The sequence below is a fragment of the Phenylobacterium sp. genome, assembly GCF_030651185.1.
Lineage (GTDB): Bacteria > Pseudomonadota > Alphaproteobacteria > Caulobacterales > Caulobacteraceae > Phenylobacterium.
On sequence record NZ_JAUSCJ010000013.1, the window covers coordinates 119,077 to 142,274 of the forward strand.

Genomic DNA, 23,198 nt, shown 5'->3' on the forward strand with positions numbered 1-23,198 from the left:
CGTCATCCCGGCCGCAGCGAAGCGGAGAGCCGGGACCCAGGAGCCCGGCCCCGTCACCTGGGTCGCGGATCGCCTATCGGCGTCCGGGATGACGGAGTTGTGGTTCTGAGAGCGGAGCGCGACCCCGCATGGGGAGAGGGAAAGGCTTAGACCAGATCCCCGGCCGCGGCGTCGAACAGCAGGTAGGTGCGGCCGGCGTCGCTGGCCAGCAGTTGCCCCACCTCGAAGCCCTGAGGGTCGCGGGCCGCGGCGTCGTCCAGCATGTCCTGGAAGCCGTTGAGATAGGTCACCACCTGGCGGCGCAGGGTTTCGTCGGTGAACAGGCGGCGCGCCAGACGCCGCGTGGCGGCCGGCGCCAGCTTGCGGACCACCTCACGGGCGCCGTCGACATCCTCCACCTGGATGGCGGCGCTGATCTCGTCGATGCGGCCCCGGGGCAGCAGGGCGACGGGATCGATCCCCATGGCCGCGACCTCGGCGGCCAACACCTGTTCCAGGCCGGGTTTGCGGGCCGGACCGCCCTCGTCGATGGAGGACAGCAGGTCCTTCCAGGTCCATTCGTCCGCCGCATCCTCGACGGCCGGGGCGGGCTCACGCGCGGCCGGCGGACGGCCGGCGGCCTGTTCGAAGACGTTGGAGAATTCTTCGTCCGTCGCGGTCGGGGTCAGGCGCAGCCGACGCCGGGCGGGCGGCTCCGGCTCCGGCAGGGGCTCGGGGGCGCGCGACCGGAGAGCGGCGGGCTCGACCGGCAGGGTCAGCTCCAGGGCCTCGTCGTCCTCATCGTCCTCGATGTCGGCGAACAGGGTCTCCGGGTCGGGCTCGGGCTCCCGGCGGCGGCTTGAGCGCGGCGGCGGCGGGGCGGTGATGCGTTCGCGCATCTGGGCCGGCTGGGGCGGAGCCACGCTGCCGGCGCCGCCGGCCACCGTGCCCATCAGCCGCACGGCCTCGCTGAGCATCTCGTAATTGCGGCGCACGCGCTCCTGGAAGGCCGCGTCGATGGCCTGGGTCTCGTCGGAGGTGCGGCGCGCCTGCTCCATCAGGTCATCGATGCTGTCGGCCACGGCCTGCCGCACCTCCTCGGCCTGACCGCGGGCGGCGGCCGGCAGGCGGGTGGCGCGGGCCTCGATGTCGGCCATCATGCCGGCCAATTCGTCCAGGGTGGCGCGGGCGGCGACCGCCCCCTCCTCCAGCTTGCGCGCGGTGGCGGCGCCGGCCTGTTCGACCATCTGGGCGGAGCGTTCGATCAGGTCGCGGGCCTCGGCCAGACGCTGTTCGAAGACCTGGTTGGCCTTCTGGCCGGCGCTGAAGGCCGCCTCGGAAAGCTGGTCCACCTGCTCGCGGGCGGTGATGGCATGGGCCTCGGCGGCCTTGCGGGTCTCCTCGGCCGCCTGCCCCAGGCCCTCGATCGAGGCCCGGGTCTGTTCCTCCAGCTTGCGGCGCTCCTCGGCGGCGGCCTGGGAGACCGCCTCCATGGAGTGCAGGGTCGACTGGCCGAACTCATCGCGCTCGGCCTTGGCCGACTCCGCCAGCTCCCGGAACTGCTCGGCGGCCTCGGCGATCAGCTCGCGCAGGGCCTCGCCGCCCTTGACGGCGCGGTCGCCCATCTCGGCGGTGGACAGCCTCGCCTGGCTGATGAACTCCGACAGCTGGGCCGCGTGGGTCTCCGACTGGGCTCCGAAAGCCTCCTGGTCGGCCCGCAGGGCGTGGGCCACGGTGACCAGGCCGGCGCGCTGTTCGGTCAGGCCCTGTTCGACGCCGCGGATCTGGTCGCTGACCCCGACCCCGGCGGTCTCCAGGCGGGAGATGTGGCGCGTCAGGTCCTCCCCGGCGGTGCGGGCGGCGTCGCTGGCCTCCCCGGCCGCGGCGGCCAGGTCGGCGGCGCGGGCGGCCAGCGCGGCCTCGGCCTCGCGAAGTTGGGTCTCGGCGAGATCCGACGCCTCGGCCACCATGCGGGCCTGCTTGGTGATCGCGTCGGCCACGGCGCCGGCCTGGGCGTCCAGGGCCTGGGTCAGGCTCAGCATCTGGGTGCGCTCCTGGCCGAGCACGCCGGTCAGCTCGCCGGCGGAGCGGGCGCTGGTGGAGGTGGCCTCGATCAGGTGTTCACTTTCCGAGGCCAGGGCCTGGCGCAGGGCCAGCAGGGTCTCCCGGGCTTCGTCGGCGGCGGTTCCGGCCCGGACGATCTCCTCGCGCACCGCCTGGACCACGTCGCTGGCCCTCGCACCGGCGGACATGGCGGGGCTGACCATCTCATCAGCCAGTTGCTTGGCGCGGCGGGCCTCGGCGCCCAGCTTCTGACCCTGGCGGATCATGTAGGCCGCGATCCAGACAAAGGCCGCGGGCCCGACGGCCATGGCCGCCAGCACTGTCAGCGCGAAGGGGTCGAAATCAAAGGGCGACACGGCCCGACGATAGCCGAAAGCAAAGGCGATGGGCGCCAGGGCCCACAGGACCGAGACCACCAGGGCGGCCAGATAGATGGGCCAGGGCGACGGCAGGTCGGCGCGGATCGTCCGGGCCGGCGCAGGCTCGGGACGCGGCGCGGGAATCTGCACGTTGGCGGGGGTGAGGTCGGCGACGGGCGGGATCGGCGACAGCGGCGCCGAGCCCTGCGGCTCGGCCTCCGGGGCGGTGATTGGAGGCACGGCGGCGGCAAGATCAAGGTCAGGGCTGGCCTCAGGCGCGGCGGCGCTCAGGCGCTGTGTGGCGTCCTCGTCGGTCAGGCTCTGGAAATCTACCGGCGGATGCCGCTTCTTGATCTTCATTCGCGGCCTGTCTCAAGCGCCTTCAACCCGCGACCGGGCCGGCGCGAAACTCCGCGCGGCCCGAAATTCGCGCCCCAACCGAAAGGATTACCGGCGAACAGGGCGCGCGGAAAGCGTCATTGGACGGAATCAGGCCCGTTGAAGACCGATTGTCGCGGAGTCCCAAAATGGGGCGTCAGGTTTTGACGACCTGGGCCTTCTGGGTGGGGCAGTCCGACGCCTTCTGGACCCGCTCCAGCACCTTCACGGCGGCGCGCCGGGGCGCGGCGGTGCGGGCGATGGTGCGTTCGGCGGGGATGGGGTGCTCGATCTTCGGAGACTCGATGGCCACCCCGAAGTGCGAGTAGGCGACAGCGGAGGAATGAACCACCACGGCCGCAACGATTTCGGTCAATGTCTGCACGTCGAACACCTCCCCGAGCCCGATGCGATTCCGTCTATCGCCGATATACGGCAAGCGCCGCCGTGGTGCGACGCCATGTAACGTGAAATTTTCGTCATGTAACAGGGAGGCGGGGCGGATCGGCCCTGAAACCTGGGGATTGAGGCGACAGATGTGCCGGCAACCCTCATCTCTCCGAACAATCCTCCGTCATCCCGGACGGCCGATAGGCCGATCCGGGACCCAGGGGCGGCAGGCTGGCCCCCTGGGTCCCGGCTCTCCGCTTCGCTGCGGCCGGGATGACGTCGTGGGTATTCCGGACACCTCACGCCGCCGCCGCGTCCTTGAACGCCGCGCCCTCGTGGGAGAGCAGCCACTTCTTGCGGGGCAAGCCGCCGCCGTAGCCGGTCAGCGACCCGTTCGCGCCGATCACCCGGTGGCAGGGCACCACGATGGCCACCGGGTTGGAGCCGTTGGCCAGGCCCACGGCGCGCATGGCGCTGGGCTTGCCGATCCGCTCGGCCAGGCCCTTGTAGCTGAGGGTCTGCCCGGCCGGGATGGTGCAGAGCGCGTCCCAGACCTGGCGCTGGAAGGCCGTGCCGTTGGTGGCCCAGGCGACGCCGTCGAAGGCGGCGAGATCCCCCTCGAAATAGCGGGTCACCGCCGCCCGCAGGGCCTCGGGCGCGCGGCCGGGGGTGAGGTCCATGCCGGGATAGTGGCGGCCCATAAGCCGGCGCATGCGGGCTTCGTAGTCGGCGAAGTCGAAGGCGCGCAGGACGCCCGCCTCATCAACGACGATCAGGGCCACGCCGACCGGGGTCTCCACGCGGTCGAGGATCAGGGCGTCAGGCAGCGACTTGGTCATGGGTCTTGTCCTTGGTGATCTTGGGATCAAGCGCCGCGTCGGACGCCCAGAGATGGGAGGCGGCATAGGCGCGCCAGGGACGCCAGCGTTCGGCGCGGGTCAGCAGTTCGGCCGGCGTCGGCCTCTGTCCGGTTTCATCCTCGAGCGCGCGGAGCAGGCCGAGGTCGGCGTGGGGGAAGGCGTCGGGTTCCCGCAGAGCCCGCATGGCGATGTATTGCGCCGTCCACTCCCCGATGCCCGGCAGGGCGCGAAGTTGGGCCACGGCCGCCTCCAGGCTGCGCTTGATGCCGAACAGGTCGGGATCGGCGGCGGCGGCCTCGGCCAGGGAGACCAGCGACCGTCCCCGAGCCCGAGGCATGCCGAGCGCCTCCACATCGGCCTGGGCCAGTTGATCCGGCGTCGGGAACAGGTGGGTGAGGCCCAGCGTATTGGCGGCCTCGTCCTGGATCGGGGCGCCATAGGCCGCCGTGATCTTGCCGGCCAGATTGCGGGCCGCCACCACGGAGATCTGCTGACCCAGCACCGCGCGGACCGCAAGCTCGAAGCCATCCCAGGCGCCCGGCGCGCGCAGCCCCGGCCGCCGGGCCACCAGGGCGGCCAGTTCCGGGTCCTCCGACAGGTGTCCGTTGATCAGGGCCGGGTCGGCCGCGAGGTCGAACACCCGGCGCAGCTTGGCGATGACGGCGGGCCAGGCCTGGACCTTCGGGAAGCGCAGGGTGACCTCCAGCCAGTCGCCGCTCCCCTGCCCCACGATCACCAGGCCATGGGCGTCGCCCACCTGCAGCAGGCGGGCGTAGCGACGGCCGATCACGGTCTCGACGCCGGGAATGGCGCGCAGGGTCCAGAAGGCCAGCATGGCGTCCCAGTCATAGGGCGCGCGGTACGGCAGCCGGATCGTGGTCCCCGCGCCGTCGCTGGCGGCGACATCGGCGCCGCCGGAGCGCCGCAGGGCGCCGGGCGGGCGGTCGAACAGTTGCTGGAAGGTCTCGTTGAACCGCCGCACGCTGCCGAACCCCGACGCCATCGCCACCTCGGCCATCGGCAGGCGGGTCTGGTGGATCAGTTGCTTGGCCAGCAGCACCCGGCGGGTCTGGGCCACCGCCACCGGCGAGGCGCCCAGGTGCTGGCGGAACAGCCGCCGAAGCTGGCGCTCCCCCACCCCGAGCCGCTCGGCCAGGCCGTCCACATCGCCCTCGTCCAGCGCCCCCTGCTCGATCAGCGAGAGCGCCCGCGACACGGTGTTGGAGGTGCCCTTCCAGGAGCCGAGATCGGGAGACGTCTCCGGACGGCAGCGCAGGCAGGGCCGGAAGCCGGCGTCTTGCGCGGCGGCCGCGGAGGGGTAGAAGGCGATGTTCTCGCGCTTGGGCGTGCGGGCGGGGCAGACCGGACGGCAATAGATGCCGGTGGTTTTCACCGCGCCGAAGATGCGGCCGTCGAAACGGGCGTCTCGCATCGAGAAGGCGCGATAGCAGGCGTCGTCGTTCATATCCATGAGCTGATAGTCTGCCGCTCACGGGATGAAGTCTCGCGGTTTTCGGACATCGCCCCCAGGTCGGTGGCGGTTTTCGGACACCGAAGGCGCTGGCCCTTTCCTCGACGCGCTGTCAGGAATTCTCTGTCGTAACCCAGGCGGGGCTCTCGTAAGTCACCCGCCTGGCCAAGGTCTGGCCGATGTTGAACTGCAAGGTTTCCTGATGGCGGTCGCCGCTCTCGCATCCAAGCCGGGGATCTCCCCGGCCACCCTCACCCACCTCCAGCGCCTGGAGGCCGAGAGCATCCACATCTTCCGGGAGGTGGTGGCCGAGTGTGAGAACCCGGTGATGCTCTATTCGGTGGGCAAGGATAGCGCGGTGATGCTGCGCCTGGCGCAGAAGGCCTTCTTCCCCGGCAAGCTGCCCTTCCCGCTCCTGCACGTGGATACGACCTGGAAGTTCCAGGCCATGTACGAGATGCGCGCGCGGATGGCCGCCGAGCTGGGCGCCGACCTGCTGGTCTACCAGAACCCCGAAGCGCTCGAGCGGGGGATCAATCCCTTCGACCACGGCTCCCTGCATACCGACATGTGGAAGACCGAGGGCCTGAAGCAGGCGCTCGACAAGTACGGGTTCGACGCGGCCTTCGGCGGCGGCCGGCGCGACGAGGAGAAGAGCCGCGCCAAGGAGCGGGTGCTGTCCTTCCGCTCGGCCCAGCACCGCTGGGACCCCAAGAACCAGCGCCCCGAGCTCTGGCGCCTCTACAATACGCGCAAGGCGACGGGAGAGAACTTCCGCGCCTTCCCGATCTCCAACTGGACCGAGCTGGACATCTGGCAATACATCCACCTGGAGAACATCCCCATCGTGCCGCTCTACTTCTCCCAGGTGCGCCCGGTGGTGGAGCGCGACGGCATGCTGATCATGGTCGATGACGACCGCATGCCCCTGCGCGACGGCGAGACCCCGATGATGAAGTCGGTGCGGTTCCGCACGCTCGGCTGCTACCCGCTCACCGGCGCCGTCGAGAGCACCGCGGCCACCCTGCCGGCCATCATCCAGGAGATGCTGCTCACCACCACATCGGAGCGCCAGGGCCGGGCGATCGACCACGACCAGGCCGCCTCGATGGAGAAGAAGAAGCAGGAAGGATACTTCTGATGACTGCCCAGGTTTCCAGCAAGGCCGGGGCCCATCAGTCGGACCTCATCGCCCAGGACATCGACGCCTACCTGCAGGCCCACGAGCACAAGAGCCTGCTGCGCTTCATCACCTGCGGCTCGGTGGACGACGGCAAGTCGACCCTGATCGGGCGGCTGCTCTACGACTCCAAGATGATCCTGGACGACCAGATGGCCGCCCTCGAAGCCGACTCCAAGCGGGTCGGCACCCAGGGCGGCGACATAGACTTCGCCCTGCTGGTGGACGGCCTGGCCGCCGAGCGCGAGCAGGGCATCACCATCGATGTGGCCTACCGGTTCTTCTCCACCGATAAGCGCAAGTTCATCGTCGCCGACACCCCTGGCCACGAGCAGTACACCCGCAACATGGTCACCGGCGCCTCCACCGCCGACGCCGCGGTGATCCTGATCGACGCCCGCCGCGGGGTCCTGACCCAGACGCGGCGCCACTCCTATCTCGTGAGCCTGCTGGGCATCCGCCACGTGATCCTGGCCATCAACAAGATGGACCTCGTCGGCTGGAGCCAGGAGACCTACGACACCATCCTGGCCGAGTACCGCGCCTTCGCCGCCCAGATCGGCATCACCGACTTCACCGCCATCCCGATGTCGGCGCTCAAGGGCGACAACATCACCGAGCACTCGGACGCCGCCCCCTGGTACGACGGCCCGCCGCTGATGGCCCTGCTGGAGACCCTCCCGGTCGAGGACGACCTGCAGAGCCGCCCCTTCCGCATGCCGGTCCAGTGGGTCAACCGCCCCAACCTCGACTTCCGCGGCTTCTCAGGGCTCATCTCCACCGGCGTCATCAAGCCCGGCGACAGGATCAAGGCCCTGCCCTCGGGCCGCGAGAGCACCGTCGAGCGCATCGTCACCTTCAACGGCGACCTCGATCAGGCCGTCGCCGGCCAGTCGGTGACCCTGACCCTCACCACCGAGATCGACATCAGCCGCGGTGACGTCATCTCCATCGCCACCAGCCCGCCGCCGGTCGCCGACCAGTTCGAGGCCACCCTGGTCTGGATGGACGACGAGGCCATGCTGCCCGGCCGTCCCTACCTGCTGAAGATCGGAACCCGCACCGTCGGCGCCTCGATCACCGAGCCCAAGTACAAGGTCAACGTCAACACCATGGAGCACCTGGCCGCCAAGCGGCTGGAGCTCAACGAGATCGGCGTCTGCAACCTCAGCCTCGACGCCGCCATCGCCTTCGATCCCTATGCCGAGAACCGCGACCTCGGCGGCTTCATCCTCATCGACCGGATCTCCAACCGCACGGTGGCGGCCGGCATGCTGCACTTCGCCCTACGCCGCAGCCAGAACGTCCACTGGCAGGCCCTCGACGTCGACAAGGCCGCCCGCGCGGCCTTGAAGGGCCAGCGCGGCCGCGTGGTCTGGCTGACCGGCCTCTCCGGCTCAGGCAAGTCCACCATCGCTAACCTGGTGGAGAAGAAGCTCCACGCCAACGGCCGCCACACCTACTTGCTGGATGGCGACAATGTCCGCCATGGCCTGAACAAGGACCTGGGCTTCACCGATGAGGACAGGGTCGAGAACATCCGCCGGGTCGCCGAGGTCTCCAAGCTGATGGTCGACGCCGGCCTGATCGTGCTGGTCAGCTTCATCTCGCCGTTCCGCGCCGAGCGCCGCCTGGCCCGCGACCTTCAGGCCCAGGGTGATTTCGTCGAGGTCTATATCGACACGCCGCTGGACGTGGCCGAGGCCCGCGATGTGAAGGGCCTCTACAAGAAGGCCCGCGCCGGACAGCTCAAGAACTTCACCGGCATCGACAGCCCCTACGAGGCCCCCGAAGCTCCCGAAATCCGCATCGACACCACCAAGACATCGCCGACCGAGGCCGCCGAGCAGATCACCGCGTGGCTGGAAGGCGAGCTGGACTACTCGATCTAGCGGCGGCTCAGGCGGCGGCCTGCAGCGCCGCGCCGCCGGCGGCGGCCTGGGAATAGAGGGCCTCCAGCCGGGCCACCACCGGGTTGCGGATGATCTGGTAGGTCTCGAAGCGGTGCACGGCCGCCAGGTCGGTCCCCGTCACCAGCTTGAGCAGGTGCGTCAGGCCCGACACCTCCTCGCCGCCCGTCAGGTCCACCTGGGCGGGATCGCCGGTCACCACCAGCCGCCCGTTGCGGCCGATGCGGGTGGCGGCCATCCGCATCTTGCTCACGGTCATGTTCTGGGCCTCGTCCACCAGCAGCATGCTGTCGTTGAAGGTCCGTCCGCGCATCCGCCCCAGCGGCATGACCTCGATCATCCCCCGCTCGGTCAGCTGTTGGATCTCGTCGTGGCCGATGAGCTGGCGAAGTTCGTCCTCGATGGGGATGAGCTGTTCGTCATAGGCGGTCTCGGCGCGCAGGGCCGCCGTCATGACCTCGCCCTCCAGCATCACCCGCGGGCGGGTCATCACCAGATGCTTGATCCGGCCCTCGGCCAGCAGGCTGAGCCCCGCGGCTATGGCCAGGTGGGTCTTGCCGGTGCCGGTGGGACCCACCCCGAAGATCAGCGACCTGTCGGAATGCAGCAGGGTGTTCATGAACCCCACCTGGCTCAGCGACATGGGCCGGACCGCCTGGCTGATCCCCTTGAGCCTGTAGGCCAGGTCGAACTTCAGGGCGTGGCCGATGGCGGCGGCGATCGCTTCCTCCACCAGGCCCTCGTGACCGCCCTCTGAGCGCAGCAGCTCAGCGATCTTCTCCAGGATCGCCGCCGCCAGGGTCACGGCGATCTCTTCGCCGGCCAGGGCCAGGGCGTCCGGGCGCGGCGAGACCCGCACACTATAGGGCCGCAGGGCCTGCTCGATGCGCCGGATCGAGGCCCCCTGCCCGGAGAGCAGCCGCTCGACAAGCTGCGGCGGCAGGCTGACGACCTTGGAGGCCGTCGCCCGGGTCGAATCGTGATGCAACTCCAAGGAGATCTCCGAAAGCCGCCACAACTGATCAACTGGCGACAAGATGGGCTCGAAGACTCAAAATAGACTTAAGCCCGATCGGCCTCCTTTGGCTCGAATACCTGCGAACACCACCTTTAACGTGCAAATTTCAATCAGGGCGGCGTCCCGTATCGAGGAAGTCCCGCGCGCTGAAGCCCTCGGGCGGGGCGACCTCGACGATGGGATCGTCCCGGTCGTCGAATTCCAGGCGCAGGGCCCGGCTCATCACCGCGTGCATGTCGTAGAGCGTGGTGATGTAGGTCAGCTCCAGGATCTGCTCGTCGTCGAGAAAGCTCCGCAGCGCCGCGAACACGCCATCCGGCGTCCGGCCGCCCTGCAGGACCAGGCAATCGGCATAGGCCAGGACCGCGCGCTCGTTGGCGTCATAGCAGTCGGCCACCTGCCAGTTGGGCACCGCGGCGATCCTCTCCTCGGAGACCTTCAGGCCCCGCAGCGACTTGCAGTGCTGAGAGAAGACGAACTGGCTGCCGCGGGCCCAGCCGGCCCGGGTCTGGGCCAGTTCGCGCAGCACCGGATCGAGCTTGCGGTCCGGCGTGCGGTAGAGGGCGAAACCCTGGTTGGCATGCCGCAGGATGTCGGGGCTGTTGGCGAACACCGTCCACCAGTCGCCGGTCGTCCCGGTCGCCGTGCCCGGCTGCGCCACCGGATCTCGGTCGCCGAACAGCAGGTCATAGGTCCTGGTCACCACCTCGGACGTGGCCTGCGCGCGCGAGACCTGCTTCAGGCGGGGCATCAGGCTTCCACCGCCGCGCCGGCCGGTTCGTGGGCCACGTCATCAGGCCCGAACCCCTTCGTCCAGGCCGCGAACTCCAGCATGATGCCATTGGGATCGGTGAAGTAGACCGAGCGCACGAACACCCCCGGATGCAGCTCCGCCGCCACGCCTGCGGCGCTGTCGTCGTGATTGACCACCATCGGCAGGACCTCGACGCCCGCCGCCTGCAGCCGCTTTATGCTGTCCTGCAGGTCGCCCGTGTCCATGTCGAAGGCCACGTGGTTCATGGAGCCGACGGCCGACTTCGGGCTTTGCGGGAACCTGGCCACCGAGGCGATGCCGGGCGCCGCGGCTGGAACTTCCGGCCACCAGAAGAAGGCCACGCTGGCGCCGCCCCCGCAGTCGAAGAAGAAGTGCTGACCACCGTCCGGCAGGGCGATGGTCTTGATCAGCGGCATGCCCAGCACGTCGCGGTAGAACCTCACGGTCTCGCCCATGTCGCGGCAGACGAGCGCCAGGTGGTTGATGCCCTTGGTACGCATGTACGCCTCCTGCTAAGCGCGTCAGCTAAAGTGGACACCGGTTTAGCGTCCGACGCGCGCCAAAATTAGAAACTAGGCCGGGCTCAGGCGGACCGGATCACTCCGCTTGAACCCGGCCTAGAAGGTGAGAACGATCTTTCCGAAATGCTCGCCGGCGGCCATGGCGGCGAAGGCCGCGGCGACCTGCGTGAACGGGAACACCTTGTCGACCACCGGCTGGATGCGATGCAGTTCAAGGGCCCGGCACATGGCCTCGAACATCTCCCGCGAGCCGACCGACAGGCCCTGCAGCCGCGCCGAATTGCTGATCAGGACGCCGGGATTGAGCCCCTCCCCCGCCCCGGCGACGACGCCGATGATGGCGATGTGGCCGTTGATGCGAATGGCCCTCAGGCTCTGATGGATGGTGCCGCCGCCGCCGACCTCCATGATGAAGTCGGCCCCCACCCCGCCGGTCACCGCGCGCACGGCCTTCCCCCACTCCGGATCGGTCCGGTAGTTGTGCTGGTGGTCGGCGCCGAGTGCCTTGGCCCGCGCCAGCTTGTCGTCGGAGGACGAGGTGATGAAGGTCCGGTAGCCGGCTGCGTGGGCGAACTGCAGGCCGAAGATCGAGACCCCGCCGGTGCCCTGCAGCACCACCGTGTCGCCGGGCTCCAGCCGCGCGTCCTCGAACAGGCCGCGCCAGGCCGTCAGCGCCGCGCAGGGCAAGGTCGCCACCTGCTGGTCGCTCAGATAGGCCGGGACCTTGGACACGCCCTCCTGGCTGAACAGCTGCAGTTCCGAGCCCGCGCCGGGGATCGGGAAGCCTAGGGATGACGACAGCTTCTCCAGGGTCGGGCGGCCAGACGGCCAGTTCTGGAAGAACAGGGTGGCGATCCGGTCGCCCACCGCCACGCGGGTGACCCCCGGCCCAATGGCCTCCACCACGCCGCAACCGTCAGAGAAAGGGGTGATGGTCCCGGCCTGGCCGGACCCGCGGCTGTACATGCCGTTGATCATCAGCATGTCGCGATAGTTCAGCGACACCGCCTTCATGCGCACCAGGACCTGACCGTGCCCCGGCGTCGGATCGGGCCTTTCGACGACCCTGATCTGGTCGCCGCCCCAGGGAGCGGTTACTTCCAACGCACGCACGGCGGTTCCTCCGGTCTTTGTTTTGCGGCCATAGTCGCCCCATCCCGCCGGCCTGCAACCCTGTCGTGGCGTCAGCCGCCTTCCGAGCGCCACATCCCGCCGCTAGAGTCGGCTTCATGACTCAGCCCCGTCTTCTGGTTTGCGGCTTCGGCTCCTTCCCCGCCGCTCCGCGCAATCCCTCCGGCGCGATCATCGAGGGTCTGGCGCGGGAAGCCTGGGCCCCGCCCGGCTTCGAGGTGGAGTACCTGACCCTGCCCGTGGCCTGGACCGGATCGGTGGAAGCCATCCAGGACGTCCTGGCCGAACGTGCGGCCGACGCGGTGCTGGTGGTGGGGGTGGCGACCGAGTCCGACGCCTTCCGCGTGGAGACCATGGGCCGCAACCGCGCTGGCCGCGCCAAGCCCGACGACCGGGGCGAGACCTGGGAAGGCTCTCTGATCAAGCCCGACGGTCCCGGCGCGCTCGCCGCGACCGCCCCCACCGCCGAGATCCTCGACGCCCTGATCGGCTCGCACCTGGCCGCGAGGCTGTCGGACGACGCCGGCGACTATCTGTGCAACTTCACCCTCTACCGGCTGCTGGCCGAGCAGGCGGCCCCGTCGGTCGCCTTCCTGCACGTGCCTCAGGCCCGCGAGTTCGCCGACGGGGCCAGCGGATCGCTCCTGGAAGTCGACCAGGCCGTGCGGGCCTCCATCCGCGCCATGGCGAGCGCGATTAGCCGTCCAGCCGCCGAACGCCGTACAGCCTGACCGCGCCGGCCAGCCCCGCCAGCGACATGGCGGCCATGACGAAATAGCCGTGCGCGCCGATGCGGTCGAACAGCGCGCCGGAGACGATGGTCGCCACCCCGCTCAGCACCCCGCCCGACAGCGCCGAATTGATGGTCTGGGCCGCCGAGGCGTTGCTGGGCTTGGACAGCCGGTCCACCAGTTGCAGGGAGCCGATGAAGGTCGCCGCATAGGTGAAGGTGTGCAGGGCCTGGATCGGGAACACCAGCCAGAGCGGCGGCGACAGCGCCAGGGCGCCCCACCGCACCACGGCGGCCACCCCGCCCAGGACCAGCAGGTTGCGCGCCCCGAACCGCCGCCGCCACGGCTCCATGAACCACAGGAAGATCACCTCGACCGCGACCCCCACCCCCCACAGCAGGCCGGTCATGGCCTCGGGTATCCCCTGGTCGCGCCAGGCCAGGGTCGAGAACGAGTAGTAGAAGGCGTGGGCTGACTGGATCAGGCCGGCGGAGATCACCACCAGCATGAAGTCCTTGTCGCGGAACAGGTCGCGCAGTCCCGCCATCCGCTCGGCCAGCACGGCCGTCCCGCCGCCGACCCGCACCGGGTCCGGCGGCAGCCAATAGCGGGCGCCGAAGGCCACCAGCAGACCCGACACCGTGATCCAGACCAGCACCAGTTCCGGCGAGCCCCGCGCCAGGATCAGGCCCATGCCGATATTGGCGATGATGAAGGCCACCGAGCCGATGCCCCGCGGCCAGCCATAGTTGAAGCCGTCCTTCTGCGACCGGGCCAGGACCACCACGTCGGTGAGCGGCCCGACCGTCGCGTACATGGTCGAGGCGATGAACCACAGGCCGAACCACCAGGCGAAACCCAGGGGCGCCACCATCAGGGCGTAGCCAGCCGCCATGACCAGGCCCATCAGGATCAGCGGTGTGCGGCGCAGGGCGAAGCTGTCGGCCCACATGGCCAGCAGCGGCGCGGTGACGGTCCGGGCCAGCAGCGGGGCCGACAGGATCAGTCCGATCTCGGCGCCGCTCAGCCCACGATGGTCGAACCAGACCGGGATGTAGGGCGAGGCCGCGCCGCCCCCGATGAAGATGGCTCCATAGAACAGGCCAAGGCGCACCGGGCTGGACATCGTCATCCTGCTAGCCCGAGTCGGACGCCGATTTCGCCATCGTGCAATCGGTAGTGCGAAGTGATCGCAGAAGGCCTTCCGCAGCGACGCGCAAGCATGATAGCGCCAGGGTTGCGATGACCGACAAAGCCCATGCCGCCAGTGTCTCCGAACTGCTCGTCCTGATCGGGCAGCGCAAGACTCGCAAGGTGTCGGTGGCCGACATCCTGGAGACCTTCGGCGACCGCGCCTTCGGCGCCCTGATGTTCGTGTTCGCCGCCCCCCTGGTCCTGCCGATGCCGCCCGGGGTCTCGGCCATCCTCGGCGCCCCCCTGGCCTTCATCACCGCCCAGTGGATGCTGGGACGGCGCACCCTGTGGCTGCCGAAAGCCCTGCTGGCGCGAACCATGAGCATGTCGGACTTCCGCAACCTGTCGGAAAAGCTGATGCCGCACCTGGAGCGGCTGGAGCGGCGGCTGAAGCCGCGCCTGACCTTCATGTACAATCGCTTCGCCGACCGGCTGATGGGGGCGATCTGCTTCTCGCTCTCCATCATCGTCTTCCTGCCGATCCCCTTCGGCAACATGCTGCCCTCCTTCGCCATCGCCGCCTTCGCCATCGGAACGGCGGAACGGGACGGCTATGCGGCGATCATCGGCTGGGTGATGGCCGCGGTCAGCATCGTGGTCCTTGGCGTGCTGTCCAAGGCGATCATCGCCGCGATCATGGCCTTCTTCGGCACCCTGATGGGAATGTTCTAGCCGCTTACTTCCGGCGGGAGCGGAACAGCACCGGCCATTCCTCGGCCGAGAGGCCCCGGCAGGCCGGCATCTCGGACTGGTCGCTGACCCGGAAAGCCTTGCCGTCCCAGATCCAGCTATTGACCCCGCCGCAGTCGGCGATCCCCCGGCCCTTGTCGAAGTTGCTCAAGGTCTGGGTTTCGGCGTCGAAGTCGACGTTCATCAGCAGGTTTGTGGACGAGCCATCCAGATTGGGGATCTGCGCCTGGCGGACATTCCCGCCCTGCTCGTCGGCCAGCATGAAGGCGTAGATCTCGTTGTAGGCGCCGAGATAGCAGAGCTCCCCGAACAGGATCACACCGGGCGACAGGCGGGCGATGATCGCGCGGTAGTACTTCGGGACTTGGGCGTCGCAGTCCTCCCCCAGTTGGGCGCGCATCCCAGGCGGGAGCTTGTCGGGCAGCCTGTCCTGGGACACCGCGGGCCCTGGCCGAACCAGGGGAACCGGCGGCGGCGCGGGGACCGCCGAGGCGGGCCTTGGGCCCTTGGCCACCAGGGCGGTCACGGTCCCGGCCCGCTGCTGCTGGTCGTCCATCCAGCGCAGGGCCGCCGAGACGCCGGTCAGCAGGATGTCGCCGCGGCCCGGGGCCAGGCTGAGCTTGCGGCCATTGCGGATCGCCGCCAGCAGGGCCGCGGCCTGGGCCGGCGTCAGGACCACATCGGCGTCGCCCTGCGCCTTGGGCGCGACGCCGGGAACCGGCTCACCGTCCACCTTCACGGCCCAAGGGGTCGGCGCATCGGCCTCCCCCACCAGGACCAGCCGGATCACCGGCGCGGCGTTGGCCTCGCCCGACCGCCGGACATGGAGGAAGGGGCGGTCCTCGAAGCTGTCCTCCGAGAAGCCGAAGGCCGAGCAGGCGCGGGTGTTGTCGCAGACCACCGTCCAGTCCTGGAAGCTCTTGCTCGCGGCCGTGGCGGTGGTCGCCACCATTGCGGCCAGCAAGCCCAAGATCATCGCCCTCATGGTCCGCTCCCGGTTGCCGAGTCCCGCGCGGAGCGTAAGGTCTGATCAAGCCATGGCAATTGGCGAAGGACAGGGGACCAGCATGAGCCGAGCCAACAGCCGAGACCGCGCCCTGCGCGAACGCGCCGCCGCGGTCATTCCCGGCGGCATGTACGGTCACCAGTCGGTGGGCCTGCTGCCCGACGACTATCCGCAGTTCTTCGCGCGTGGCGAAGGCGCCCACCTCTGGGACGTGGACGGCCATCGCTACCTCGACTTCATGTGCGCCTATGGCCCCAACCTGTTCGGCTACGCCCATCCGGAGATCGATGCGGCCTATGTGCGCCAGCTGGGCCTCGGCGACACCCTCACCGGCCCCACCGAACTGATGGTGCGGTTGGCGGAGGAGATGACCGCCCTGGTGACCCACGCCGACTGGGCGATCTTCTGCAAGAACGGCACGGACGCCACCTCCATGGCGCTCTCCACCGCCCGCCAGCACACCCGGCGTAAGACCATCATCCGGGCCAAGGGGGCCTATCACGGCGCGGCCACCTGGTGCGTCAACCGCCCTGCGGGCACGGTGCCCAGCGATCAGGCCCACCAGATCTTCTGCGACTACAACGACGTGGCCAGCCTGGAGGCGGCCGCCGCCCAGGCGGGCGATGACCTGGCCGGCATCTTCGCCGCCCCCTTCAAGCACGACGCCTTTATCGACCAGGCCGACCCCGATCTGGCCTATGCCCGCAAGGCCCGCGAAATCTGCGACGCCACCGGCGCCCTGCTGATCGTCGATGAGGTCCGCGCGGGCCTGCGGTTGTCGCGCGACCTCTCCTGGTCGCGGATCGGGGTGCAGCCGGACCTGTCGACCTGGGGCAAGTGCCTGGCCAACGGCCATCCGATCTCGATGATGCTGGGCGCCGACAAGGCCCGGAAGGCCGCCTCGCAGATCTATGTCACCGGCTCCTTCTGGTACCAGGCCGCCCCGATGGCCGCGGCCCTGGAGACGCTGCGCCTGGTGCGCGACACCGACTATCTGGAGCGCCTGCAGACCCTGGGCGACCGGCTGGCCGACGGCCTTCGCGAGCGGGCGACGGCGGCCGGCTTCGGCTTCCGGGTCTCGGGGCCGGTGCAGATGCCGCTGTTCCTGTTCGACGACGATCCCGACCTGCGAAAGGGCTTCTGCTGGTCCAGCGAGATGCTGAACCGTGGCGTCTACGTCCACCCGTGGCACAACATGTTCATGTGCGCGGCGATGACCGAGGCCGACATCGACGCCGCCCTCGACGCCGCCGAAGCCTCCTTCGCGGTGCTGAAGACCCAGGGTCCCAGCCTCGCACCGGTCGCCAAGATGAGTTTCCTCATGCCCTCCAGCCAAGGTTAGACCATGCCGATCAGCGACTATTCCGAGCACGACGGCGTGGCCCTGGGCCAGATGGTGGCCAAGGGCGAGGTGACGCCCCTGGAGCTGGTGGACGCCGCCATCGCGCGCATCGAGCGGCACAACGGCACGCTGAACGCGGTGGTCCACACCGCCTATGACGAAGCCCGCGACCGCGCCAAGGGCCCGCTGCCCGACGGCCCGTTCAAGGGCGTGCCCTTCCTGATCAAGGACCTGGGCATGCCGGTGGCCGGCTGGCCTCGCACGTCAGGGAGCAAGTTCGCCCGCCACATCGTCGACGCCCAGGACGGCGGCCTGACCCGGCGATACCGCCAGGCCGGCGTCATCCCGCTCGGCAAGACCAACACGCCGGAATACGGCATCACCGGCACGACGGAGAGCGCCCTGCTGGGCCCCTGCCGCAATCCCTGGAACCCCGCCCACATCTCCGGCGGCTCCTCGGGCGGCGCGGCGTCGGCGGTGGCGGCGGGCATCGTGCCCATGGCCCACGCCAGCGACGGCCTGGGCTCGATCCGCATCCCGGCCGCCTGCTGCGGTCTGGTCGGGCTGAAGGTCAATCGCGACCGGGTGCCCAACCTGCCCGACGCCTACGACTACGCGGCCGGTTTCGTGGTGGACCATGTGGTGACCCGGACGGTGCGCGATAGCGCCGTCATGCTGGACGTCACCGGCATACCCGAGGTGGGCTCGCCCTACGCCCTGCCGCCGAAGGCGCGGCCCTATGCGCAGGAGATCGAGACCTCGCCCGGCAAGCTGCGCATCGCCTGGTCCAGCGAGACCGCCAACGGCCGCCCCATCGACCCGGAGATCCAGGCGGCCCTGGAACGCACCGCCACCCTGCTGAAGGGCCTGGGCCACGAGGTGGTGGAGAAGGGTCTGGGCATCGACTACCGCGCCCTCTACGCCGCCCGCGGCCCGGTGAGCGGCGCCAACTTCGCCGGCGGCATGGAGCGCCTGATCGATGAGGTGGGCCGCGAACCGGAACAGGACGAGCTGGAGCCCCTGACCTGGGCCTCCCTGAAGGGCGGCCGCCGGGTGACCGGCGCCCAGGCCTTCCGCGCCCTGCAGGACCTGCGCGCCCTGAACCGCTTCACCCTGGCCTTCTTCGAGGACTGGGACATCTATCTCTGCCCGGTGCTGGGCACGCCCGTGCCGGAGGTCGGCTTCATCGACCCGGTCAACCTGGAGCCCAAGGAGGTCAACCGCCGCCAGGGCCAGGTCTTCCCCTTCACGCCGCCGATGAACTTCTCCGGCCAGCCCTCCATCTCCCTGCCCCTGGAGATGGATTCGAACGGCCTGCCCATCGGCATGATGTTCAGTTCCCGCTACGCCGACGAAGCCACCCTCTTCCGCCTGGCCGCGCAACTTGAGAAGGAAGCCCCCTGGAAAGGCCGCCGTCCCGCGGTCTGGGGGTAGGTCCATGGGTCCCTGGTTTCGCCTGGCCGCCATCGGCGGCTTCCTCTGCGTCGGCTTCGGCGCCTTCGCCGCCCACGGGATCACCGATCCGAAAGCCCAGGAGTGGCTGAAGACCGGCGCCCTCTACGGCTTCGTCCACATGCTGGCGGTGTTCGCCGCCGCCCAGAGGTTCGGCCGCGGCGCGGCCTTGGCGCCGCCGCTGTTCCTGGCGGGCCTGGTGCTGTTCTCCGGCTCGCTGTGGGCCATGGGCCTGGGCGCGCCCCGCTGGCTGGGCGCCATCACCCCCCTGGGGGGCCTTGCCTTCATGGCCGGCTGGGCGGCGCTGGCCTGGAGCCGGCCGAAGGCCTAGGGCCCGCTGTTCGACCAGAGAGCGAAGACCGGGATCGACCCGTTGCGGACAGTTGGGTCGGCGCCCTAGCGTTCAAACAGCCCGGCGGGTTGCGTAGCTGTATTGATGCGATCAGACCACTTGAGCAGCCGGGGGTGGCTGGACATCAGCTCGTCGAATTCGGGGGCTTCGGCGAAGAGGCGGAACATCGGCGCGGCGTGGAGGTCCGCAAGGGAAAGTGTATCGCCGCTCAGCCATTCCCCTTCCGGCGAGATGGCTTCAAGCGCCGCCAGGCACACCCGAGCTTCACGACGTGAGGCGTCGAGCCGCACCGGGTCTGGCCTTCGCCCGCGGCGCGGGCCTTCCACTTGCTCGACGTACAAGCCCCAGACCAGCGTGCGGTAAGCATAGTTGTCCATGATGGAAATTGCCTGGCCCATCGATGCGCGCCCGGATGGCGCGCTCGGCTGCAAGGCTGGTCCCTCGAACGCCTCGTCTACGTATCGACAAGTAGGCGCCGTCTCATAGAGGCGCACATCGCCATGCTGGAAGGCCGGAATACGACCGAAGGGATGGCGCGTCAGATAGGCCGGTTGCTTGCCCTCCGTCCAAGCATCAACCTCTACCAGATTGTACCCGACTCCCTTCGCCCAAAGCGTCAGCCGTAAGGCCTGCACATAGACGCTGTAGGACGCGCCGTAGACCGTAGGTAAATCCGCTGCTCGCATGGCGCCCCCAAAGGGATCAGACCAGCTGAGCGCGGGAGAGGCAATCTCGAGCAGATCGGACGTGGAGCGCCGTAGCTTTGGGAACAAGGCGATGGGCGGGATAGGAGGTCTGCAACCCACCCTCAGCCGACGTCGACAAGGTCCGCATCCGGGCCATTTAGCTGAACGTCTGCTTGCGGCGACTCTGGTCGCGACCGCTCACGACCCGTTGCCAACGTCCAAGTGATATTGCGAAGCTGCGCGGCTCGGGCGAAAACTGGCCTTGCCATGAAGAACCAGCTTACTCGCGGCCTCGGTCGACGGCTCATGTACATCGAGAACAAGGACGGCGACATCGATGGCGTCCCTGCTCGCATCGGCTGGGCCGAGTTCTCGAAAACGGGAAAGACGGTTCGATACCGAGGCCGCGAACTCGCGAGCATCGGAGGTCGAGGTGTGCGCGGCAACTTCATCGATGCCGAGACGCGCGAGGAATATTGGGTATCAGACGTGAGCAACGCGGCTCGAACACCCACCAGGCCGAGAATGTCAGAGTGGAGATCGATCCAGACGCGCTCGACGCGTATCGCGCCGTGAGATCAGGCGCGCCTGCCTCGAAGGTCTGAAATCCACCCGTCTCGGACCCGAAGCACGTCCCCTTCCCGCTCCCGAAGCCTTCGCCCCGAGCCGCGCTTGATCTCGGCGGGCTTCCGGAATGGACTTTCTGGGGGTAGCTTCGATAGGTAGAGGTAGCCGCCGCTCTCCGCGCGCCCTGCCGGGAGCCGCATGCCTCAAGATTTCTTCCGACACCCCGCGTGGCGAGGCTACCTGCTGGCCCTCCTCGCCTGGGGTGTGGCCTTCACCCTGCGCTTCGCGCTGGCGCACTGGTTCCCGCCGGGCTTTCCCTACCTGACCTTCTTCCCGGCCGTGGTGCTGGTGGCCTACTATGCCGGCCCGCGGCCTGCCATCCTGACCGCCACCCTGTCTGGCCTGGCCGCCTGGTGGTTCTGGATCGGTCCGCCAGGCTTTGACATCGGCGTCGCCACCCTGGTCGCCCTGGGTTTTTACATCTTCGTCGCGGCGGTCGACATCTTCTTCATCGTCGGCATGGACGGCGCGTCGCGGCGGCTGTCGCGCGAGGTCGAGCGCAACGCCGCCCTCGCCGAGAGCCGCGACATCCTGCTGCGGGAGGTGCAGCACCGGGTCTCCAACAATATCCAGGTGGTGAGCGCGCTGCTGAGCCTGGAAGCGCGCGCCTCGACCGATCCGGGCGCCCGCAAGGCCCTGGCCGACGCGTCTGCGCGCACCGCCCTGGTGGCCCAGATCCAGAGAAGCCTGGCTGACGCCGAGCGGCAGGCCACCGCCTTTGAGTCCCTGGCGCGCTCCATCGTCGATGACGCGCTGCAGGCGGCCGCCCGCGACGATGTCGCCGTATCCATCTCCAGCGGCGGGGTGGTGCTGTCAGCCGAGGAAGCCACGCCGGTCGTCCTGATCATGCTGGAATGCGTGAACAACGCCCTGGAGCATGCCTTCCCCGATCGTCCCGGCGAGATCACGATCGAGCTGTCCGACGACGGGGCGGTTCGAACCCTGGTCATCGCCGACGACGGCGTGGGCGTCTCCGGAACGGCGACCGCCGAACTCGGAAGTCTGGGGCTGCGGATCATCACCGCGCTGACGCGACAATTGGGCGGGCAGTGGTCGCTTCAGTCGGCCGACCCCGGCGCGAGCGCCCGGTTGACCTGGCCGAGTCCCTCCGCGTCGCGCCAGACCTGACACGGCGACCGCTGCGGGTCGCCCAAGCCTTGTCGCACCGGAGTTCGGCGAAGCGCGCCTCCCCTCTTCGATCTTATGGCCACACGACCTAGGCGGCGGTCGCCGTGAGCTTCAGCCCGAGGGCCTGCACCACCTTCAGCACGGTGGCGAACTCCGGATTGCCGTCCTTGGAGAGCGCCTTGTAGAGGCTCTCGCGGCCAAGCCCGGCGGCGCGGGCCACCTCCGACATGCCACGGGCGCGGGCGATGTCGCCGAGCGCCGCCATGATCAGGCCGGTGTCGCCCTCATCCAGGGAGGCCTGCAGGTAGGCGGCCACATCGGCCTCGGTCTTCAGATGCTCGGCGGGGTCCCAAACACGGGTTGTCACGGTTTCGGTCTTCGCCATCATCTGCTCCTAAAGCCGCGCCGCCAGAGCGATCGCCGCGGCGATGTCCCGGCTTTGCGTCCGCTTGTCACCGCCCGCCAGCAGGATCGCCAAGGTGTCGCCTCGGCGAACGAAATAGACCCGGTAGCCCGGACCATAATCAATCCGCATCTCGCTCACCCCGGAGCCCACAGGCTTTACGTCGCCCGGATTGCCCAAGGACAGGCGGCGGATCCGGATCAGTATCCGTGCGCGGGCCTGCGCATCCCCAAGCGCGTCAAACCAGGCGGCATAAGCCTCTGTCTCGCGAACTTCGATCACAATCGTATCCTACAAGATACAGACTGACAATGTTATCCCTCGCCCTTCCTCGGCAGGGCCAGGAACCGCAGCGCCAGGGCCGAGCCGATCAGGGCGATGAACATGGTCAGGGCCATGGGCCGCGCTGTGCCGTCGTGCAGGAGGCCGGTGAGGCCTGAGGCGAGCGCGCCGACCCCGAAGGAGGCGCCGCCCATCAGGGCCGAGACGGAGCCCGCCCGGCGGGTGTCGACGTTGAGCGCGCCGGCCATGGTGTTGCCCTGCATGAAGCCGTAGGTCCCCAGCAGGATGAAGAGCATGGGCAGGACCGTCCACGGCCCGCCGATGCCGGTGACCGCGGCCAGCGCCAGCAGGGCGCCGGCGAAGACCGAGGCCAGGCTCGCGCGGCTGAGCACCTCGTCCGGCGTCGCGCGGCGCAGGGCGTAGCGGTTGATCTGGCTTGACCCGATGACGGCGGCGGCGTTCAGGCCGAACAGCCACGGGAACTGGGTGGGCGTGGCGCCATAGGTCCCCATCAGGAGTTCCGGCGAGGCGGAGATGTAGGTGAACAGGGTCGCCCCGTTCAGGGCCCCGGCCAGGCAGTAGCCGATCAGGCGCCGCTGCTTCAGCAGGGCCATATAGGCGCCGAAGGGGCTCTCCGACATGGCCTGGGCCAGGGTCTCGGGCGAGCGCGACTCCTTCATCCGCCACAGGGAGGCGCCGCCCACCACCAGGCCGAAGGCCGCCAGGAACCAGAAGTTCAGCCGCCAGCCGCCGGCCACCAGCAGGGCCGCGCCGAGCAGGGGCGCCAGGATGGGCGCCAGGCCCATGATCAGGGTCATGAGCGACAGCATCCGCGCCGTCTCGGTGTGGTTGAAGCGGTCGCGGACCACGGCGCGGGCCACCACGCCGCCGGCGCAGCCGCCCAGGGCCTGGATGAACCGCGCGCCGATCAACATCTCCGGCGATGACGCCAGGGCGCAGGCGATGGAGGCCAGGATGTAGATGGCCACCCCCACCACAATGGGCGGACGGCGGCCGAAGCGGTCGGAGGCCGGTCCGTAGATGAACTGGCCGATGGCCATGCCGGCGAAGAAGGCCGCCAGGGTGCCCTGGGTCTGGGCCGGGCTGGCGCCAAGATCCGCCCCGATCGCCGGCAGGCTGGAGAGATACATGTCGATGGACATCGGCGCGAAGGCCGTCAGGGATCCCAGCAGGATCACCAGGCCCCAGGGGGTCTTTTCCGGGACGTACGGCGCGCGGGGATCGTTCATGGTCTGGTTCTAACCCGGT

Annotated in this window: 23 protein-coding genes; 9 read left to right on the forward strand and 14 right to left on the reverse strand. The window is 69.2% G+C overall.

Annotated features, from left to right (window positions below; all coding sequences use genetic code 11):
- Positions 1–146 precede the first annotated feature (146 nt).
- The 4 genes from Q7J39_RS05705 to Q7J39_RS05720 all read right to left on the reverse strand — a co-directional run bounded on the left by Q7J39_RS05705 (position 147) and on the right by Q7J39_RS05720 (position 5,501).
- A complete protein-coding gene (locus Q7J39_RS05705; protein ID WP_304821325.1) occupies positions 147–2,762 on the reverse strand; it encodes a polar localization protein TipN in 2,616 nt (871 codons plus the stop codon).
- A 175-nt stretch (positions 2,763–2,937) separates the two neighbouring features.
- Positions 2,938–3,165, reverse strand: a complete 228-nt coding sequence (locus Q7J39_RS05710; RefSeq protein WP_304821327.1) for a hypothetical protein — start codon at positions 3,163–3,165, stop codon at positions 2,938–2,940.
- Positions 3,166–3,469: 304 nt separating this feature from the next.
- Positions 3,470–4,009: a methylated-DNA--[protein]-cysteine S-methyltransferase gene (locus tag Q7J39_RS05715; RefSeq protein WP_304821329.1), complete on the reverse strand. Its 540-nt coding sequence runs from the start codon at positions 4,007–4,009 to the stop codon at positions 3,470–3,472.
- The gene (locus tag Q7J39_RS05720) at positions 3,990–5,501 is read right to left on the reverse strand and encodes an AlkA N-terminal domain-containing protein (protein ID WP_304821331.1); all 1,512 of its coding nucleotides are present in this window, start codon (positions 5,499–5,501) and stop codon (positions 3,990–3,992) included. The genes Q7J39_RS05715 and Q7J39_RS05720 overlap by 20 nt, the downstream gene beginning before the upstream one ends.
- A gap of 202 nt (positions 5,502–5,703) precedes the next feature.
- Here Q7J39_RS05720 and cysD point away from each other — a divergent pair, with 202 nt between their 5' ends.
- Complete coding sequence (gene cysD, locus Q7J39_RS05725) at positions 5,704–6,642, forward strand: sulfate adenylyltransferase subunit CysD (RefSeq protein WP_304821333.1); 939 nt, start codon at positions 5,704–5,706, stop codon at positions 6,640–6,642.
- Positions 6,642–8,573 (forward strand): sulfate adenylyltransferase subunit CysN, encoded by a 1,932-nt coding sequence (gene cysN / locus Q7J39_RS05730; protein ID WP_304821335.1) that lies wholly within the window; start codon positions 6,642–6,644, stop codon positions 8,571–8,573. Before cysD ends, cysN begins: the two co-directional genes overlap by 1 nt.
- A 7-nt stretch (positions 8,574–8,580) precedes the next feature.
- Here the strand turns inward: cysN and Q7J39_RS05735 are convergent, their stop codons facing one another.
- The 4 genes from Q7J39_RS05735 to Q7J39_RS05750 all read right to left on the reverse strand — a co-directional run bounded on the left by Q7J39_RS05735 (position 8,581) and on the right by Q7J39_RS05750 (position 12,018).
- Positions 8,581–9,585, reverse strand: coding sequence for a PhoH family protein (locus tag Q7J39_RS05735; protein WP_304821337.1), 1,005 nt, complete (start codon positions 9,583–9,585; stop codon positions 8,581–8,583).
- A gap of 130 nt (positions 9,586–9,715) precedes the next feature.
- A complete protein-coding gene (locus Q7J39_RS05740) occupies positions 9,716–10,360 on the reverse strand; it encodes a carboxymuconolactone decarboxylase family protein (RefSeq protein ID WP_304821339.1) in 645 nt (214 codons plus the stop codon).
- Entirely contained in the window at positions 10,360–10,884 is a 525-nt protein-coding gene (locus tag Q7J39_RS05745; RefSeq protein WP_304821341.1) for a VOC family protein, read from the reverse strand. Before Q7J39_RS05745 ends, Q7J39_RS05740 begins: the two co-directional genes overlap by 1 nt.
- Before the next feature lie 117 nt (positions 10,885–11,001).
- Positions 11,002–12,018, reverse strand: a complete 1,017-nt coding sequence (locus Q7J39_RS05750) for an NAD(P)-dependent alcohol dehydrogenase (protein WP_304821343.1) — start codon at positions 12,016–12,018, stop codon at positions 11,002–11,004.
- A 116-nt stretch (positions 12,019–12,134) separates the two neighbouring features.
- On the opposite strand from Q7J39_RS05750, the gene Q7J39_RS05755 reads away from it, so the two are divergent.
- Entirely contained in the window at positions 12,135–12,767 is a 633-nt protein-coding gene (locus Q7J39_RS05755) for a hypothetical protein (RefSeq protein ID WP_304821345.1), read from the forward strand.
- Here Q7J39_RS05755 and Q7J39_RS05760 read toward each other — a convergent pair.
- Complete coding sequence (locus Q7J39_RS05760; RefSeq protein ID WP_370689997.1) at positions 12,733–13,899, reverse strand: MFS transporter; 1,167 nt, start codon at positions 13,897–13,899, stop codon at positions 12,733–12,735. The genes Q7J39_RS05755 and Q7J39_RS05760 overlap by 35 nt on opposite strands.
- A 110-nt stretch (positions 13,900–14,009) precedes the next feature.
- Between Q7J39_RS05760 and Q7J39_RS05765 the strand changes: the two genes are divergently transcribed.
- On the forward strand, positions 14,010–14,633 hold the full coding sequence (locus Q7J39_RS05765; protein WP_304821347.1) for an exopolysaccharide biosynthesis protein: 624 nt from the start codon (positions 14,010–14,012) through the stop codon (positions 14,631–14,633).
- 4 nt (positions 14,634–14,637) lie between these two features.
- Here the strand turns inward: Q7J39_RS05765 and Q7J39_RS05770 are convergent, their stop codons facing one another.
- Positions 14,638–15,636 (reverse strand): DUF1176 domain-containing protein, encoded by a 999-nt coding sequence (locus Q7J39_RS05770; protein WP_304821349.1) that lies wholly within the window; start codon positions 15,634–15,636, stop codon positions 14,638–14,640.
- An 82-nt stretch (positions 15,637–15,718) separates the two neighbouring features.
- On the opposite strand from Q7J39_RS05770, the gene Q7J39_RS05775 reads away from it, so the two are divergent.
- From Q7J39_RS05775 to Q7J39_RS05785, 3 genes are read left to right on the forward strand one after another with little or no spacing between them, the layout of a single operon-like run.
- The gene (locus Q7J39_RS05775) at positions 15,719–16,999 is read left to right on the forward strand and encodes an aminotransferase class III-fold pyridoxal phosphate-dependent enzyme (RefSeq protein WP_304821351.1); all 1,281 of its coding nucleotides are present in this window, start codon (positions 15,719–15,721) and stop codon (positions 16,997–16,999) included.
- 3 nt (positions 17,000–17,002) lie between these two features.
- Positions 17,003–18,433 carry an amidase gene (locus tag Q7J39_RS05780; protein WP_304821352.1) on the forward strand — a complete coding sequence of 477 codons (1,431 nt, stop codon included), beginning with the start codon at positions 17,003–17,005 and terminating at the stop codon, positions 18,431–18,433.
- A gap of 4 nt (positions 18,434–18,437) precedes the next feature.
- The gene (locus Q7J39_RS05785) at positions 18,438–18,782 is read left to right on the forward strand and encodes a DUF423 domain-containing protein (protein WP_304821354.1); all 345 of its coding nucleotides are present in this window, start codon (positions 18,438–18,440) and stop codon (positions 18,780–18,782) included.
- Between the two features lie 65 nt (positions 18,783–18,847).
- Here the strand turns inward: Q7J39_RS05785 and Q7J39_RS05790 are convergent, their stop codons facing one another.
- A complete protein-coding gene (locus Q7J39_RS05790; RefSeq protein WP_304821356.1) occupies positions 18,848–19,489 on the reverse strand; it encodes a glutathione S-transferase family protein in 642 nt (213 codons plus the stop codon).
- Positions 19,490–19,756: 267 nt separating this feature from the next.
- On the opposite strand from Q7J39_RS05790, the gene Q7J39_RS05795 reads away from it, so the two are divergent.
- Together Q7J39_RS05795 and Q7J39_RS05800 are read left to right on the forward strand one after the other, a co-directional pair.
- Positions 19,757–20,065 (forward strand): hypothetical protein, encoded by a 309-nt coding sequence (locus tag Q7J39_RS05795; protein WP_304821358.1) that lies wholly within the window; start codon positions 19,757–19,759, stop codon positions 20,063–20,065.
- Between the two features lie 189 nt (positions 20,066–20,254).
- On the forward strand, positions 20,255–21,244 hold the full coding sequence (locus tag Q7J39_RS05800) for a sensor histidine kinase (protein ID WP_304821360.1): 990 nt from the start codon (positions 20,255–20,257) through the stop codon (positions 21,242–21,244).
- Between the two features lie 88 nt (positions 21,245–21,332).
- Here the strand turns inward: Q7J39_RS05800 and Q7J39_RS05805 are convergent, their stop codons facing one another.
- From Q7J39_RS05805 to Q7J39_RS05815, 3 genes are read right to left on the reverse strand one after another with little or no spacing between them, the layout of a single operon-like run.
- Positions 21,333–21,629 carry an addiction module antidote protein gene (locus Q7J39_RS05805; protein ID WP_304821362.1) on the reverse strand — a complete coding sequence of 99 codons (297 nt, stop codon included), beginning with the start codon at positions 21,627–21,629 and terminating at the stop codon, positions 21,333–21,335.
- A gap of 9 nt (positions 21,630–21,638) precedes the next feature.
- Positions 21,639–21,929: a type II toxin-antitoxin system RelE/ParE family toxin gene (locus tag Q7J39_RS05810; RefSeq protein ID WP_304821364.1), complete on the reverse strand. Its 291-nt coding sequence runs from the start codon at positions 21,927–21,929 to the stop codon at positions 21,639–21,641.
- A 32-nt stretch (positions 21,930–21,961) separates the two neighbouring features.
- Complete coding sequence (locus Q7J39_RS05815) at positions 21,962–23,179, reverse strand: multidrug effflux MFS transporter (protein WP_304821366.1); 1,218 nt, start codon at positions 23,177–23,179, stop codon at positions 21,962–21,964.
- Positions 23,180–23,198 lie beyond the last annotated feature (19 nt).